The organism is Pedobacter frigidisoli (genome assembly GCF_032678525.1).
Taxonomy (GTDB): Bacteria; Bacteroidota; Bacteroidia; order Sphingobacteriales; family Sphingobacteriaceae; genus Pedobacter; species Pedobacter frigidisoli_A.
This window is the reverse complement of the sequence record NZ_JAVTSE010000004.1, coordinates 389,965-405,779: the sequence shown is the minus strand read 5'-3', so window position 1 is coordinate 405,779 and position 15,815 is coordinate 389,965. Positions and strand designations below refer to the sequence as shown.

The 15,815-nt window shown below is 40.9% G+C and carries 14 protein-coding genes; all 14 read left to right on the top strand.

Translation table 11 applies throughout. The annotated features are described in order from the left end of the window. The first annotated feature begins 17 nt into the window (after positions 1 to 17). The 14 genes from R2Q80_RS13640 to R2Q80_RS13575 all read left to right on the top strand — a co-directional run bounded on the left by R2Q80_RS13640 (position 18) and on the right by R2Q80_RS13575 (position 15,815). Positions 18 to 548, top strand: coding sequence for a T9SS type A sorting domain-containing protein (locus tag R2Q80_RS13640; RefSeq protein ID WP_316800113.1), 531 nt, complete (start codon positions 18 to 20; stop codon positions 546 to 548). A gap of 72 nt (positions 549 to 620) precedes the next feature. Further along, positions 621 to 1,232: a fumarylacetoacetate hydrolase family protein gene (locus R2Q80_RS13635; RefSeq protein WP_316800112.1), complete on the top strand. Its 612-nt coding sequence runs from the start codon at positions 621 to 623 to the stop codon at positions 1,230 to 1,232. Positions 1,233 to 1,235: 3 nt separating this feature from the next. After that, a complete protein-coding gene (locus R2Q80_RS13630) occupies positions 1,236 to 2,969 on the top strand; it encodes a M23 family metallopeptidase (RefSeq protein WP_316800111.1) in 1,734 nt (577 codons plus the stop codon). A 151-nt stretch (positions 2,970 to 3,120) separates the two neighbouring features. Then, the gene (gene bcp / locus R2Q80_RS13625) at positions 3,121 to 3,585 is read left to right on the top strand and encodes a thioredoxin-dependent thiol peroxidase (RefSeq protein WP_316800110.1); all 465 of its coding nucleotides are present in this window, start codon (positions 3,121 to 3,123) and stop codon (positions 3,583 to 3,585) included. 57 nt (positions 3,586 to 3,642) lie between these two features. Continuing rightward, positions 3,643 to 4,488, top strand: coding sequence for a transketolase (locus R2Q80_RS13620; protein ID WP_047798536.1), 846 nt, complete (start codon positions 3,643 to 3,645; stop codon positions 4,486 to 4,488). Between the two features lie 71 nt (positions 4,489 to 4,559). Beyond that, entirely contained in the window at positions 4,560 to 5,516 is a 957-nt protein-coding gene (locus tag R2Q80_RS13615) for a transketolase family protein (RefSeq protein ID WP_047798537.1), read from the top strand. Between the two features lie 90 nt (positions 5,517 to 5,606). After that, the gene (locus R2Q80_RS13610; RefSeq protein ID WP_047798538.1) at positions 5,607 to 6,167 is read left to right on the top strand and encodes an RNA polymerase sigma factor; all 561 of its coding nucleotides are present in this window, start codon (positions 5,607 to 5,609) and stop codon (positions 6,165 to 6,167) included. Between the two features lie 33 nt (positions 6,168 to 6,200). Further along, a complete protein-coding gene (locus R2Q80_RS13605) occupies positions 6,201 to 6,851 on the top strand; it encodes a hypothetical protein (protein ID WP_316800109.1) in 651 nt (216 codons plus the stop codon). 4 nt (positions 6,852 to 6,855) lie between these two features. After that, positions 6,856 to 7,293: a hypothetical protein gene (locus tag R2Q80_RS13600; RefSeq protein ID WP_316800108.1), complete on the top strand. Its 438-nt coding sequence runs from the start codon at positions 6,856 to 6,858 to the stop codon at positions 7,291 to 7,293. A 70-nt stretch (positions 7,294 to 7,363) separates the two neighbouring features. Then, positions 7,364 to 8,557, top strand: a complete 1,194-nt coding sequence (locus tag R2Q80_RS13595) for an aspartate aminotransferase family protein (protein WP_316800107.1) — start codon at positions 7,364 to 7,366, stop codon at positions 8,555 to 8,557. A 54-nt stretch (positions 8,558 to 8,611) separates the two neighbouring features. Beyond that, positions 8,612 to 9,289 carry a response regulator transcription factor gene (locus tag R2Q80_RS13590; RefSeq protein WP_047798542.1) on the top strand — a complete coding sequence of 226 codons (678 nt, stop codon included), beginning with the start codon at positions 8,612 to 8,614 and terminating at the stop codon, positions 9,287 to 9,289. Positions 9,290 to 9,344: 55 nt separating this feature from the next. Further along, positions 9,345 to 10,649, top strand: a complete 1,305-nt coding sequence (locus R2Q80_RS13585) for a HAMP domain-containing sensor histidine kinase (protein ID WP_316800106.1) — start codon at positions 9,345 to 9,347, stop codon at positions 10,647 to 10,649. 79 nt (positions 10,650 to 10,728) lie between these two features. Then, the gene (locus tag R2Q80_RS13580; RefSeq protein WP_316800105.1) at positions 10,729 to 12,612 is read left to right on the top strand and encodes a 7TM diverse intracellular signaling domain-containing protein; all 1,884 of its coding nucleotides are present in this window, start codon (positions 10,729 to 10,731) and stop codon (positions 12,610 to 12,612) included. Positions 12,613 to 12,902: 290 nt separating this feature from the next. Then, entirely contained in the window at positions 12,903 to 15,815 is a 2,913-nt protein-coding gene (locus R2Q80_RS13575) for a TonB-dependent receptor (RefSeq protein WP_316800104.1), read from the top strand.

Here is a 15,815-nt window from a genome sequence, read left to right as displayed (position 1 = left end):
ACTTTGTTCTACTATTGATGAAACTTTACACTAAGATAACGTTGCTCGCGAAATTGATGTGCACATTGTGCATTGTTTTGCTATGTAGCGTAAATTCCTGGTCGCAAGAAGCTGATAGTATTCATATTACCCTGAAAGGGAGAACAAAGAAAGTAAGCAGGGTTCCTGAAATAAAGGCCAATATCCAACCTTATAAGCCGTTATACATGTCGATTGGTGGAGCCGCTATGTTTAACACTTACTCCAACACCACAAAAAACACTTCCATTGCTGCAAAAGATAAACTTTTAACAATCGTTAAAATTTACCCTAACCCGGTAGAAGATCAGTTGAATGTGATCCTTTCAATCGGAAAAGACAATACCCAGACGACCATCAAAGTGATTGACCTTTTAGGGAATGAAGTGGTTACACTTCTAAACGAAAGATTAAATTCCGGCGACCAGACCAAAAGTTTCACTATTCCCAGCAGAGTAAACGCAGGCATTTACTTTTTAAGGGTCATTGCCGGTTCGGAAAGCCAGGTAAAAAGGATCTCTGTTTTATAACATCATTTTCTTTTCTATTTTTGAAACCATGGGCTTGTCCCATTTGTATTGCTATACCCTAATATTACAAAAATGAAAATCATTGCCGTAGGCCGCAATTATGCCGAACATGCCAAAGAACTGAACAATCCGGTTCCCACCACTCCCGTAATTTTTATGAAGCCGGATACGGCATTGTTAAAAGACAACAAGCCTTTCTACTTACCTGACTTTTCAAACGACATCCACTTCGAGCTGGAAGTGGTGCTGAAAATCTGCAAAGAAGGTAAACACATTGCAGAGAAATTTGCCGGAAACTATTTCGATGAGGTGGGTTTGGGCATCGATTTTACCGCACGCGATATTCAGAGCAAACACAAGGAAAAAGGTTTGCCATGGGAACTAGCCAAAGGCTTTGACCATTCCGCACCGGTAAGCATCTTTTTACCAAAAAGCGATTTCGAAGACCTTTATAACCTAAATTTCGAGCTGAAAGTAAATGGTGAAACCCGTCAACAGGGACATACTAAAGATTTATTGTTCTCGTTCGAGAAACTAATCAGCTTTGTTTCGCAATACATTACGCTTAAAAAAGGTGATCTTATTTTCACCGGAACACCGGAGGGCGTTGGCAGAACAAACCAGGGCGATAAACTCGAAGCCTGGCTGGAAGGTAAACAACTTTTAAATTTTGATGTAAAATAAAGCATGATTAAATCCCAAATCCTGAATATTACCAAGTTTTTTATCTACGTTTTACTTCTATTTACATTCAATCCGTCTGATGCACAGCAGATTTTCAGCAGTAATAAATACCCGATTACGGATTTCAGACAACCTTTAGACATTACGCCTCCTGCCCTGGCCGGTTCATTTGGCGAAATACGTGGTAACCACTTCCATTCAGGGATAGATTTCAGGACCAATCAAAGAGAAGGCTATCCGGTTTATGCTGTGGCAGATGGCTATATCTCCAGGTTGAGGGTTCAGAACAGCGGGTTTGGCCAGGCATTGTATATCAATCATCCAAATGGATTTACAACCGTTTACGGGCATTTACAACGGTTCTCACCAAAGATTGCCACCATTGTTAAAAATCTGGAGTACGAAAAAAAGTCTTTTGAAATAGATGAATTTCCTGATGCTACACTTATACCGGTACGTAAGGGTGAGATCATTGCCTGGTCGGGAAACCGGGGAAGTTCGGGAGGACCACACCTCCATTTCGAAATCAGGGACACCAAGACGGAAGAGACCATTAATCCCCAATTTTTTGGCATCCTCATTCCGGACAATATCCCTCCTGTAATCCACGGATTATATGTTTACCGGTTGAATGGAAAAACATTTAACGAAGCAACACCAAAACAAGCCATCGCTATTACGGGTGCTGCAGGACTTTATAAAGCGAGCGCTCCGGTTAGTTTAACCGGTGAGGTGGGATTTGGAGTAGTTACGACTGATCGCCATAACGGGATGTCGGGCACAAATGGCGTTTACTCCATCCAGCTGGAACTTGATGGCAAAATGATTTACACCTCAGCACTCGAACGCTTTGCGTTTGAAGACAGCAAAGCGATCAATTCGCACATTGATTATCCCACTTATCTGAATACAAAAAGGAGCATTCAGAAAAGTTTTGTCGACCCGGGCAATCCACTTAAAATTTATAGTGGGCTGATCAACAATGGACGGATCAGTTTTAATGATGGCGCAACTCACCAGCTCCGGTATATCATCACCGACTCAAAAGGTAATGCATCTACGCTCTCTTTTACGGTGACCGCAGGGTCAGCCCCAGCGGTCACCCCTATCGTTCCAGGGGGAACTATCTATTCTTTCGGCAAAGAGAACGAATTTACCGGAGAGGGTGTAAAAGTGGTATTTCCAAAGGGAACTTTATATAGTGATTTGAACTTCAGTTATAAAAAGTTACCAAAACCTGCAGGCAATGCATGGTCTGAGATACACCTGATTCACAACCGGTTTACGCCATTGCATGTAGGCTTTAATTTATGGATCAAGGCCGATCAGTTGCCCGAAAATTTGCGTAGCAAGGCACTAATTGTAAACACTAACGGATCTTCACAAGGTGGATATTTTGAAGATGGGTATATTAAAGCCACGCCGAAGAATTTCGGCAATTTTTATATTTCAACGGATACCATTGCACCGAGAATTACTCCGGTGAACATCGCCGAAGGGAAAAGCATGGCCGGTTTATCAAAAATCCTGTTTAAAATTAGTGACAACCTTTCCGGAATAAAAAGCTTTAACGCTTACATCGATGGCCAGTGGGCTTTAATGGAGTTTGATGCCAAAACGGCCACCCTTTGGCACAGCTTTGATGAAAGAACCGGTGCTGGCAAACACACACTGGAGTTAGCGGTAAGCGATTTAAAAGACAATGTGAGACGGTATAGCGTACATTTTTCAAAATAGACAGGTAAAGGTAAACAAATACGCACTCCAGGGGAATTTGAAACTGTGGTCTCAGTATCATCTTTTAACATTTACTGAACACTACTATCGGCTAAACTGTTTACCTTGCAAATTCTATCATTTACTCATTCAAAATTCAATCATTATAAATATGGCAGAGTTAAAGGAAGGTGATCAGGCACCTGATATCACATCAAAAGATCAAAACGGCAACACGGTATCGTTAAGCGATTTCAAAGGGAAAACCGTTATTTTATATTTCTATCCAAAAGACGATACACCTGGATGTACAGCAGAAGCCTGTGATTTCAGGGATAATTATCAGGGTTTACAGGCAAAAGGCATTGTGGTATTAGGGGTAAGTGTTGATGATGAAAAGTCGCACCAGAAGTTTGTAACCAAGCATAATTTACCTTTTACCTTACTGGCCGATACCGACCAGAAAATTGTAACTGACTACGGCGTTTGGGCAGAAAAAAACATGTATGGCAAGAAATATATGGGCACTGTACGGACTACCTTTATCATTGATGAAGCAGGCAAAATTGTTCACATTATCAAGAAAGTAGATACCAAAAACGCCTCTCAGCAAGTACTGGAATTAATCAATAACTAATTATGATATAGCAAGTAAAATATTAACTTTGCTAGATAACAACAACCTCTTATTTTAATGAAACATACAATTAAAGAGCTAGAAGATATTGCTTCACAGATCAGACGGGATATCGTAAGAATGGTTCACGGATGTCAGTCTGGCCACCCGGGTGCTTCACTTGGATGTACGGACTTTTTTACCGCGTTATACTTTGAAGTACTGAACCACAAGACAGATTTTACCATGGAAGGTGCAGGAGAAGATCTTTTTTTCCTTTCCAACGGACATATTTCACCAGTTTGGTATAGCACCCTTGCACACGCAGGTTATTTCGATAAAAGTGAGCTGGCAACTTTCCGTAAGTTGGATTCGAGATTGCAGGGACACCCTACAACACATGAACACTTACCGGGAATCCGCATTGCATCTGGCTCGCTCGGCCAAGGTTTATCAGTTGCCATTGGTGCTGCACTGGCTAAAAAACTTAACGGAGATAAATCTTATGTTTTCGCTTTATTAGGTGATGGTGAATTACAGGAAGGACAGAACTGGGAGGCGGCAATGTTTGCGCCATTCAATAAAGTAGACCACCTGATTGCTTCTGTGGATTATAACGGTCAGCAGATTGATGGACCAACCAACAAAGTATTGGCACTGGATGATTTACAAGCTAAATTCGAAGCGTTCGGATGGCATGTGATCAATACCGATGGAAACGATATGCAGGCGATTGTTGAAGGCTTACATTATGCTAAAACCCTAACCGGAAAAGGCAAACCTATTTTAAACTTAATGAGTACGCAAATGGGTGCTGGTGTAGACTTTATGATGGGCACACATAAATGGCATGGTACTGCTCCGAACGACGAGCAACTGGCTGTTGCTTTGGCTCAGTTACCAGAAACCTTAGGGGATTACTAATTTAGATTGGAGATGAGCGTTATGAGATTGAGTTTCATAACTAATGTCTAAAATATCATATCGAATATATAATGAAAAAATACACATATACAGAAAAAAAGGATACACGTTCAGGATTCGGCGCTGGTTTACATGAAGCAGGCAAGAAAAATGAAAACGTAGTTGCTTTATGTGCCGATTTAGTTGGATCGCTTAAAATGGAGGCGTTCATCAAAGACTTCCCGGAGCGTTTTACTCAGGTGGGTATTGCCGAGGCAAATATGATTGGTATTGCCGCCGGTATGACTATTGGTGGTAAAATTCCGTTTACAGGAACATTTGCCAATTTCTCTACAGGTCGTGTTTACGACCAGATCCGTCAATCGGTAGCTTATTCTAACAAAAACGTTAAAATCTGTGCATCACACGCAGGCTTAACCCTGGGTGAAGATGGTGCAACCCACCAGATTTTAGAGGACATAGGCTTAATGAAAATGTTGCCTGGAATGGTGGTAATCAACCCATGCGATTATAACCAAACCAAAGCCGCTACTATTGCGATTGCAGAGTACGAAGGACCGGTTTATTTACGTTTTGGTCGCCCGGTAATTCCTGTATTTACAGATCCAGATCAGAAATTCGAGATTGGTAAAGCCTGGATGGTAAACGAGGGTACTGATGTAACCATTATCGCTACCGGACACATGGTTTGGAAAGCAATTGAAGCTGGTGAAAAGTTAGCTGAGCTTGGTATTGATGCAGAAATCATCAATATCCATACCATCAAACCGCTGGATGACGAAGCGATTTTAAAATCGGTTAAGAAAACAGGTTGCGTGGTGACTTGTGAAGAGCACAACAAATTTGGTGGCTTAGGTGAAAGTGTTGCGCGTTTGTTGACAACTGAATTGCCAACTCCCCAAGAATTTGTAGCAACAAATGATACTTTTGGAGAAAGCGGTACACCAGACCAGTTAATGTCTAAATACGGTTTAGATGCAGTGAACATTGTTGAAGCTGTACAAAAAGTAATCGGCAGAAAAAAATAATAGTTTTTAAATCACGAAGGCACTAAGCGCATCAGGTATTGAAATCTGGTGATCTTGGTGCCTTTATGGTAAATGAGATAAATTCCCTCGATGAAACAAGTTGAAGATTCAGAAATTCTTGCAATGTTTGCTGTCGAGAAGACCCGTAATGAGGCCTTTAACCTGCTGTTAAAAAAATACCAGCAGAAAATTTACTGGCACATCAGAAGGCTGGTTTTAAACCATGACGATTGCGACGACCTGATCCAGGAAGTGTTTGTAAAGGTTTGGAAAAACCTGGATAAGTTCAGGAGTGATTCGCAATTGTACACCTGGATATACCGTATCGCTACAAACGAATCCATCACCTTTTTAAACAAGCAAAAACAAAAAAACAACACGCCGCTGGATGAGGTATCTTCGGAACTAGCCGACAACCTCGTGGCTTCCTCCTATTTCAACGGGGACAAGCTGGAACTGAAACTGCAGAAAGCGATCCTGACCCTTCCCGAAAAACAACGCATTATCTTCAATATGAAATACTTTGATGACATGAAGTATGAAGAAATATCGGAAGTTTTGGGAACATCGGTAGGTGCACTTAAAGCATCATTTCATATTGCTGCAAAAAAAATTGAAGCAATTATCACAAATGATGAAATTGACTTTTAAACCTTTTGCCAAAATTTAAATCATATATCTGTGATGAATGAAAATATTGATAATAACGATTGGAGAAAGGAAGCCCCCAGCCTGGCTGCAAGGGTAAAAAATAACCCTTTTATTACTCCGGATCATTATTTCGAAAGCGTGGAGGATAGTGTTGCATCGGCAATATTTTTAGATCGGCTGAAACAGGAGACGAACGAAAACCTGTTCGAGGTTCCACAGGATTACTTCGAGGCGTTAACGGAGCGTATTGAAACACAAATCAGGCTTAGCGAAATTTCTCTGCCCCAGAATACCTTTGAGGTTCCTGAAAATTACTTTGATTCTTTACAAAACAGAATCACCTCCAGAATTGAGGCAGAGCAGCCTAAGCCAGTGGCCAGGATAATTCCATTGTGGAGAAGAAACATCGTAAAGTATGCAAGCGCAGCCTGTTTTATCCTGATGGCATCATTCGGTGCATATTTTTACCAGAATGATACTGTGGTTCCTTTAGCCACCACTAACGTATCTGATTTAGCAAACGAACAGTTATTGTATGATATTGATGAAAATACGATAATTGAGCACTTAGAGGCTGATACGAAAACATCATCAAATAATGCTTCTGCGTCAGATACAGAAGTGGAAAACTACATATTGAGTAATTTCTCTTCAAGCGATCTTACTCATGCATTAAATAATTAATTAAATGAAGAATTTACTATTCGTTGCTTTAATACTCTTGCTGCCGGCAACTTTACTGGCACAGCGACCTAAAGCCGAGGAAATTGAGTCGCTAAAAATTGCCTACTTCACTCAGAAACTGGATCTTTCCCCTGAAGAAGCCAAAGTATTCTGGCCTATTTACAATAGCATGCAAACAGAGCAGGATGCTTTACGTAAAGAGCGCATGCAGAAAATGATCTCTTTTAGAAAAACGACCGAGATTGACGACCTCACCGATGCGCAGGTTCAGAGCCTGATCATCAGCGAGTTTGATTTTAAACAAAGAGACCTTAACCTGGATAAAAAATATTATAACAAACTGAAATCGAGTTTACCGATTAAGGTTGTAGGAAAGTTTTATAGGGCACAGGAAGGATTCAAAAGGGAATTGCTTAACCGCTACAAAGGCGGACCAAGATAAAAGACAGGACTTGCAGGAATGCAGGTCTTTTTTGTTTAAAGGACTAATGTTATTTCCTTATTTTTGCCCCATGCTTACACAACGTCAGTTGTTTTTACAACACAATGCGCAAACCTCTCCCGAACCTTTAATGCTCGAATTTGTAAGGGCTAAAGGCGTTTACATCTATGATTCTGCAGACAAAAAACACCTGGATTTAATTGCTGGGATCGGGGTAAGCAACGTTGGTCATTGCCATCCTGCGATAGTAAAAGCTATTCAGGAGCAGGCTGAAACCTATATGCACCTGATGGTTTATGGTGAGTATGTTCAAACGCCACAGGTTAACTTTGCCAAAGCATTGGCTGATATCCTGCCTGAAAGCCTAAGCTGCACCTATTTTCTCAACTCGGGTACTGAGGCCGTGGAGGGTGCAATGAAACTCGCCAAACGCTACACGGGCAGAAAAGGATTTATTGCCTGCAGGAATGCCTATCATGGCAGTACTCAGGGTGCTGAAAGTTTAATGGAAAGTGATTTTTATTCTTCAGGATACGGGCCTTTCCTGCCCCATGTTAGTTTTATTGATCACAATAAACTTGCTGATCTCGATCTGATTACTGAAGATGTTGCAGCTGTTTTTATAGAACCTATACAAGGCGAGGCCGGTATCAGGGTGGCCGACTTAAACTACATGAAATCTTTGCGAGCCAGATGTAACGAAACCAAAACCCTTCTGATATTCGATGAAATCCAATCAGGATTTGGCCGGAGCGGTAAGATGTTTGCCTTTGAGCACTACGACATTGTTCCCGATGTTTTGCTTTTGGCCAAAGGTATTGGCGGCGGAATGCCCATTGGGGCCTTTATCAGCTCCTTAGAAATCATGTCGGTATTATCACACACCCCTATTTTGGGGCACATGACCACTTTCGGCGGACACCCGGTGTGCTGCGCTGCTGGTTTGGCCACCCTCAGGTTTCTGGTTGATGAAAAAGTAGTGGAAGAAGTAGAACAAAAAGGTGAGTTATTCAAAACGCTCCTGCAGCATCCTGCGATTAAAGAAATCAGGGGTAAAGGATTAATGCTGGCTGTAGAGTTTGAGAGTTTTGAGACGAATAAAAAGATTATTGATGCATGTATTCTTGACGGCGTATTATCCGATTGGTTTTTGCATTGCAGCAATTCCATGCGTATCGCTCCTCCACTCATCATCAGTAAAGAAGAAATTGAAGAAGCCTGCGCAATCATTCTGAAAAATGTTAATTTAGTACTTCAAGACTAAAGAGTAAAAACAATCTTGATACCTCACTACCTGATACTAGAACTTTAATTCTATATGAACGTACTAATTGTTGAAGATGAAAAAAGCCTGGCCCTGGAAATGGATGAATTTCTAAGCAAGGAGGGTTTTATTGTAGAGCATGCCTGGAAAAAAACTTCGGCTGAGGAGAAAATCTTCGTCAATAATTATGACTTCATTTTACTGGATTTAGGCTTGCCCGATGGCGATGGCTTTGAAGTTTTAAAACAGTTGAAGGCATTGAAAGACCGGGACGATGCGGTAATCATTCTGACTGCCCGCAGCGCGGTAGACGATCGGATTAAGGGCCTGGATGAGGGAGCCGATGACTATCTGCCTAAGCCCTTTTCACTCAACGAACTGCTGGCTCGTATGCATGCCATCACCAGAAGAAAACACAAACTGGAAAAGAACGAAGTAAATGTACACGATTTCCTGCTGAATATTCAGAACAGAACGGTTTCTTTCGGAGAAGAAAGGTTAAACCTGACTAAAAAGGAATTCGAAATCTTCAATTACCTCGTACTAAATAAAAACCGCGTAGTATCCCGCATGAGTTTAACTGAGCATGTTTGGGGCGATATTTTAGAAGTTAATTCTGACTCCAACTTTGTGGATGTGCACGTAAAAAACCTCCGTAAAAAACTTGCTGCCATTACCCCTATCGACTGGTTTGAAACGGTGAGAAGTATTGGATACCGGATCAACTGCTAAATCCGGATCGTGTCTGCCAATAAACATCATCCTTTAACATTTAACACCTTCCATCATGAAGTTGCAGGTTAAATTCTCCTTGTATAACGCAATCACCAAAATAGCCATTGTGCTGCTTCTGGGCTCGATTATATTGTTCTCATTGGATAAACTAGCCTATAACCAACTTGATAGCCGCCTGATCAAAAAGAAAAACAAAATCATTGAGCACTTAAACGATGATGAAATTGACAGCCTGTTAAATAAAGGTGAATCATTTACCGATTACAACATCCTGAAAGAGGAATTTATCGTACTTACTGACATTCCCGATCGTCAAACGGATTCGATAGCGACCGTTTATACTGAGAAAAGAGAAATTGAAGGAGATATAGAGGTTTACAGGATTCTCAATTATAAGTTTTCCTACCATACTAACTGGTATAATCTCGAGATTGGGGAAACCATGACCACTTTGCAGTCGATCAAAAATTCAATCCGCTTTTACATGCTTATTGTTCTGGTATCGGCCTTGCTGATTACCCTCGTAACAGATTATACCTTCTCAAACTTTTTGCTAAAACCCTTTTACCTGATCATTGATAAAAAGATTAACAGGGTAAATGATCCCTCTCACTATAATTACGAAAATATCCCTACAAACACCGACGACTTCAAGATTCTCGACAATAGTGTGAACTCCTTAATGAGGAAAATAAATACACTATTTGCACTTGAAAAGCAGTTTATTGCGAATGTATCCCACGAACTGCTCACACCGATTTCCATATTAAGCACCCGTTTTGAGAACATGCTTAACACGGCAGGCATTCCGGAAGAGCATGAAAATAAAATCTATGCATCTCTGAAAACACTGAACCGCTTAAAAGTGATCATCAATAGTTTGCTGCTGATCTCAAAGGTGGAGAACAATCAATATTTGAAAACCGAGGAAATCAGTCTGAAACAGGAGATTTCAGATATATACGAAGATCTGGAAGACCGGATTGCAGACCGTTCCATCATTTACAATTGCATGCTGGATGATGATTTGCTGTTTACAGGAAATAAGGCACTCATACATACCCTATTGATTAACATTATCAATAATGCCATCAAGTACAATGTAAACGGTGGCTCCATATCCATTACTGGTAATAAAACGGAAGCTGGCTATGTGTTAACTATTGCCGATACTGGTTTAGGGATGAACAAAGAGTTGGTTGAAAATGCCTTTGATCGTTTCGAACGCGGCCATACAGATGAAAATGGCTTTGGCCTGGGGCTGGCCATTGTGCAAAGTATTGCTAACTTTCATAAAATCAAAATCAATATCCAGTCGGAAGTAACCAGGGGCACCAGCATTTCGCTGCTTTTCTAAAATGAAAATTCACTGATGTTTCAAGTGAATTCAGCTCAGTTCAATTCATTATCTTTGTAATTAATTTCTGGCCATTACCTTGAAAAATCTATTCCTTATATGCTTCTACCTCCTTCTTTGTACCCTTTGCAGCTATGCGCAAAAGCCGGTAGAAATTACGGATACCGTTCCACAGCATATTTTCACTTTTAAGGAAATAGAGGTTTTCGAAGATACGCAAAGTAAGTTTTCTTTTGAAGAAGTGAAAAGCCAGCGGTTTAACGGTAACTTTAAGGCGAGTTTAACGAGTACACCACAAACAAAAGAACTGAATAAAACGTACTGGGTTCGCATTAGGGTCAAAACCAATACCCAGGCCAGGAAACCTTTTGTGCTGGAATTTTTTGATCAGACAATCGATCACATTACGGCATATGTTCCGCAACCAAATGGCGACTATAAAGTGGAAAATCTGGGTGATGCCAATAGCTTCGAAAAGCGGCTTATTCACCATAAAAATTTTGAGATACCACTACAAAATGAGGGCAATCAGGAAAGGACATATTATTTCAGGATCAGTTCTTCACAAATAGCAGACATCATCATCGTACTCAGAACCACCGAATGGTTTATTTCCTATGCCCTTGATGAATATTTTTATTTCGGCATTTTTTATGGAATGATCCTCGTTTTCAGTTTCTACAACCTCATCATGTATATCGCCATCAAGCAGAAACAATACCTGTTTTATGTGCTATATAACTTAAGTGTGGGTTTCTTTGAAATGAGTTCGGATGGTATAGCTTACCAGTATTTATGGCCCCATGCCCCGGCCTGGAACCAGCTGGCATATGCATTTGCACTATGTGCAACCAGTATTTTTGCTTTACTTTTTACCCGCGAATTGCTTTATGTAAAAGCAAAAGCACCAAAACTTAATCAACTGATTATCGCGGTGATTACCTTGCGGCTTGTCTTTTTTGTGTATTGCTACCTGTTCGATCAGACTTTATTCAGCTATAAATTTATTGAAGCCATCCCGCTTTCTGTGGCGTTTTTTACAGGCATTTACATCTTTAAAAACGGCTACCAGCCGGCGCGCTTTTTTGTGCTGGGCTACAGTTTTCTGTTCCTGGGCTTTACCCTGAAATTTTTAATCATGCTGGGGATTGGCTGGCTGAATTTTGGTGCCATCAGCTACTACAGTTTAAGCTTCTGTTTTGTGCTGGAGATGATCTTTTTATCCTTTGCCATTGGAGATAAAGTCCGGATCCTGAAACTGAAAAAGGATAAGGCCCAGCAAAAGATGATCAGGCAGATGGCTGTAAATGTCAAACTGAAAGATTCGTTAAATCAGGAACTGGAAACTAAGGTGGAGGAGCGTACCCGTGAAGTTTATCATAAGTCGCTGATTATCGAAAGTAAAAATCAGGCACTTGAAGAAGCCAATGCACTGCTGCAGCAACAGGCCGAGGAAATTTCGAGAATGAACGTTTTGCTCGAACACGATAACGAAGAGTTGCAAACCAGTGTAGAGAAAGTGACGCGAGATCGGGTAATGAGTACGGATGTTGACTTTGAGGAGTTCAGCAGAATTTATCCGGACAAAGAATCGTGCTATGAATTTCTTTCACAATTGAAATGGAGTAAAGGATATCATTGCAAAAAATGCAATAACGATCATTTTTTTAACGGCCACATCCTTTATAGCCGCCGCTGCAGCAAATGCAGTTATGAGGAATCGGTCACGACGTATACGATCTTTCACAACACCCGTATTCCCATCAATAAAGCCTTCTACATGATCTTCCTGATCTACTCATCTAAAGGAAAGATCTCCTCCCATAAGCTGTCTGAATTGCTATCAATCCGGCAAAGCACTTGCTGGACCTTTGGTTCGCGCATTAAAAAAGTGATGGAAGAGCGGAAAAAAACCCTCAGCAAAACAGGTAAAAACGGCTGGAGTCAGCTGGTGATTGAGTAAACCGATACCAGATCTGGTCACATTCTTGTTGTATTCGACGATTTGTTCAATAAAAACAAACAGGTACCTAAGCGTATCAAACTACTGCCGCAGCACAGCTTCTTTACCCTGATTAAAGCCTGATAATCAAGCTTAAAAGAGCTTTATCAATCGCGGTATTAAAGCGTATCAATATCTTTATAAAAAACTATATATCAATGAGTTATGAAATTTTATTTCGGATGAAAACTTGTTTTTAACACTAAATCAATGGTAACTTTACACCCTATAATATTAACAGAGCAAAAATTATGAGAAAAAAGTTTACATTGCTTATGGTTTGTATTTTATGCCTCACCTCCTGGGGATGGGCACAAAACATCACCATAAAGGGTTTGGTAAAAGATAACCAGGGTTTACCCTTACCCGGCGTTTCTGTGAAAGTGAAGGGTACCAATCAGGGTACCTCTACAGGCGACAACGGTTCATACAGCATTAGTGCACCTCAAAATGCGGTATTGGAATTCGCCTTTATTGGCTTTAAAACAATTGAACAAACCGTTGACGGCCGCACATCAATCAATGTTACACTAACCGACGATAACCAGCAGCTAAATGAAGTGGTTGTAATTGGTTATGGTACCACGGTAAAGAAAGATTTAACTACTGCTGTTGTTTCTTTGTCATCTAAAGATATTGAGAACCAGCCGGTGACCAATCCGCTTCAGGCGATTCAGGGAAAGGCAGCCGGGGTACAGATTACTTCGCAATCAGGTAAACCAGGTTCAGGAGTATCGGTTACTATTCGTGGTAACACTTCAATCAATGCCTCCAACAGTCCGCTATACGTAATTGACGGGGTTACCTCACGGGATGCAAGTTTCCTGAACCCAACAGATATCGAAAACCTGGTGATCTTAAAGGATGCATCTGCAGCAGCTATTTACGGTTCAAGTGGCGCAAACGGGGTAATCCTGATTACCACGAAGAAAGGTTCATCTGATAAAATCCGTGCAACCTTTAATGCGTTTACAGGTTTCTCTAATCTATGGCAAAAACAGGATGTACTGAACAAAGATCAGTATATCTCCTTGATGAAGGAACTGGGTTACGACACCAATGGCTTAGGAAACGAAAATACCGACTGGCAGGATTTAACTTTCGGAACTGGCGTACAAAACAGCTATCAGGCATCTATTTCGGGTGGGATTAAAGGCGGACAATATTCCCTGTCTACCGGATATCAGCAAGACAAAGGTGTGGTTGCGCCAGCTAAACTGGATAAATATACCTTGCATTTCAACGGTTCTCAAAACATCACCAAATGGTTAAAACTGACCGGAAATGCCGCATTAACGCAAAGCAATTCTGTTGATGTAAGTGATAATAATAACGTGGCGAGAGGGGGAACAATCTTATCTGCCCTTACTACGCCACCAACCATCGGTGTTTATGCAGCTAACGGAACCTATGCCTTTAACCCTTATAAAGGTGGTTCAGAAAATCCTGTTGCCAATGCTTTCGCAGCAAAAAACAGCAATAGAAACTTCCGTTTCCTGGGTGCTTTTGCAGCTGAAATTAAGTTTACGCAGGATTTCTCTTTTAAATCAAGCATCAGCACCAATAACAATGACAACCGTTATTCTTATTTCTTAAACCCCTACTCTACCGATTACGGCAGAACACAGAAGGGGATCAGAAATGCAAACTTTAGTACAGACCACGTTTGGTTAAATGAGAACATTTTTAACTATACCAAAAACTGGGGTAAAAATGCTTTCACTGCAACAGGTGGTATGACGCTGCAGGAATCTAAATACTACTATTTAGGCTATAACGAACAAAACTTTATTGGAACAAACGGACAGCTTTTAGACAGGGGAACTTCTATTCCTGTTCAGCTTCCAACAGCTTCGCAATGGAGCAAGCGTTCATACTTAGCCCGTTTAACTTATGCTTACGACAGCAAATATCTATTCAGCACCAATTTCAGGGCAGATGGTTCATCCCGTTTCGGACCTGAAAACAGGTATGGTTATTTCCCTTCGGCATCTGTTGGATGGAGAATTTCGGGCGAGAACTTTTTAAAAGAGATTAAATCCATTAATGATTTAAAACTAAGAGCGAGCTGGGGTAAGGTAGGTAATGATGAAGGCATTGGAGATTATTCGTACCTAGAACTGTATACACCAACAACTCAGGGCTCATATGTATTTTCACAACTCCCTAATCCAAGGTTGAAATGGGAAGAAACAACACAAACCAATATCGGTTTGGATTTGACCATGTTCAACAGCCGTGTAATTTTTACTGCCGATGCTTACCTGAAGAAAACCAAAGATTTACTGATCAACCAGCCATTGCCTAACTCCATTGGTTTCGGAAGCATTGCTTCTAACGTTGGGGATATGGAGAATAAAGGTTTGGAGTTTGTACTAACCACCAAGAACTTTGTAAAAGACAAATTGACCTGGACTACCGACCTGAACTTCTCGCTCAACCGCAATAAGGTAACCAGTTTAGGTAATAAGGTAAGCTCCATCACTTTCGGTGGAATCTACGAGCGTGATGCCGCCATCAGAGTGGTAACAGGCCGCCCGTTAGGAAGCTTTTATGGCTATGTTTCAAACGGTGTTGATCCACAAACCGGAAACATTGTGTATCAGGATTTAAATGGCGACAAACAGATCAATGCGGAAGACAGAACTTTTATTGGTTCGGCACAACCTAAATTCACTTACGGCGTTAACAACACATTTACATTCGGAAACTTTGGCCTGAACTTTTTGTTCCAGGGGGTGCAGGGTAATCAAATGTTCAATGCTTCCAGAATGGAGCTTGAAGGCATGAATGACTCGAAAAACCAATCGGCAGTGGTACTGAACAGATGGACTACACCAGGACAGATTACGGATGTTCCAAAAGCCATTAAAGATAATACCAGTAATACACTTACATCAAGCCGTTTTGTTGAAGACGGATCGTACCTGCGTTTGAAAACAACTACTTTTTCTTACAACTTCGGTGCCGCTACTTTAGGAAAACTTAAAATGAGCAAAGTGATGCTTTATGCTTCTGCCTATAACCTGTTAACTTTTACCAAGTATAGTGGCTTTGATCCTGAAGTGAATGTAAACTCTGCTAACGGACCGGCAATGGGTATTGACTATGGTACCTATCCACAGTCGAGAACTTTCTTATTTGGTGTTAATGTAGGCTTTTAA

What these genes read in the sequence shown, in the direction of transcription:
- R2Q80_RS13640 (WP_316800113.1), top strand. Translation starts at nt 18, where the DNA reads ATGAAACTTTACACTAAGATAACGTTGCTCGCGAAATTGATGTGCACA.
- R2Q80_RS13635 (WP_316800112.1), top strand. Translation starts at nt 621, where the DNA reads ATGAAAATCATTGCCGTAGGCCGCAATTATGCCGAACATGCCAAAGAA.
- R2Q80_RS13630 (WP_316800111.1), top strand. Translation starts at nt 1,236, where the DNA reads ATGATTAAATCCCAAATCCTGAATATTACCAAGTTTTTTATCTACGTT.
- bcp (WP_316800110.1), top strand. Translation starts at nt 3,121, where the DNA reads ATGGCAGAGTTAAAGGAAGGTGATCAGGCACCTGATATCACATCAAAA.
- R2Q80_RS13620 (WP_047798536.1), top strand. Translation starts at nt 3,643, where the DNA reads ATGAAACATACAATTAAAGAGCTAGAAGATATTGCTTCACAGATCAGA.
- R2Q80_RS13615 (WP_047798537.1), top strand. Translation starts at nt 4,560, where the DNA reads ATGAAAAAATACACATATACAGAAAAAAAGGATACACGTTCAGGATTC.
- R2Q80_RS13610 (WP_047798538.1), top strand. Translation starts at nt 5,607, where the DNA reads ATGAAACAAGTTGAAGATTCAGAAATTCTTGCAATGTTTGCTGTCGAG.
- R2Q80_RS13605 (WP_316800109.1), top strand. Translation starts at nt 6,201, where the DNA reads ATGAATGAAAATATTGATAATAACGATTGGAGAAAGGAAGCCCCCAGC.
- R2Q80_RS13600 (WP_316800108.1), top strand. Translation starts at nt 6,856, where the DNA reads ATGAAGAATTTACTATTCGTTGCTTTAATACTCTTGCTGCCGGCAACT.
- R2Q80_RS13595 (WP_316800107.1), top strand. Translation starts at nt 7,364, where the DNA reads ATGCTTACACAACGTCAGTTGTTTTTACAACACAATGCGCAAACCTCT.
- R2Q80_RS13590 (WP_047798542.1), top strand. Translation starts at nt 8,612, where the DNA reads ATGAACGTACTAATTGTTGAAGATGAAAAAAGCCTGGCCCTGGAAATG.
- R2Q80_RS13585 (WP_316800106.1), top strand. Translation starts at nt 9,345, where the DNA reads ATGAAGTTGCAGGTTAAATTCTCCTTGTATAACGCAATCACCAAAATA.
- R2Q80_RS13575 (WP_316800104.1), top strand. Translation starts at nt 12,903, where the DNA reads ATGAGAAAAAAGTTTACATTGCTTATGGTTTGTATTTTATGCCTCACC.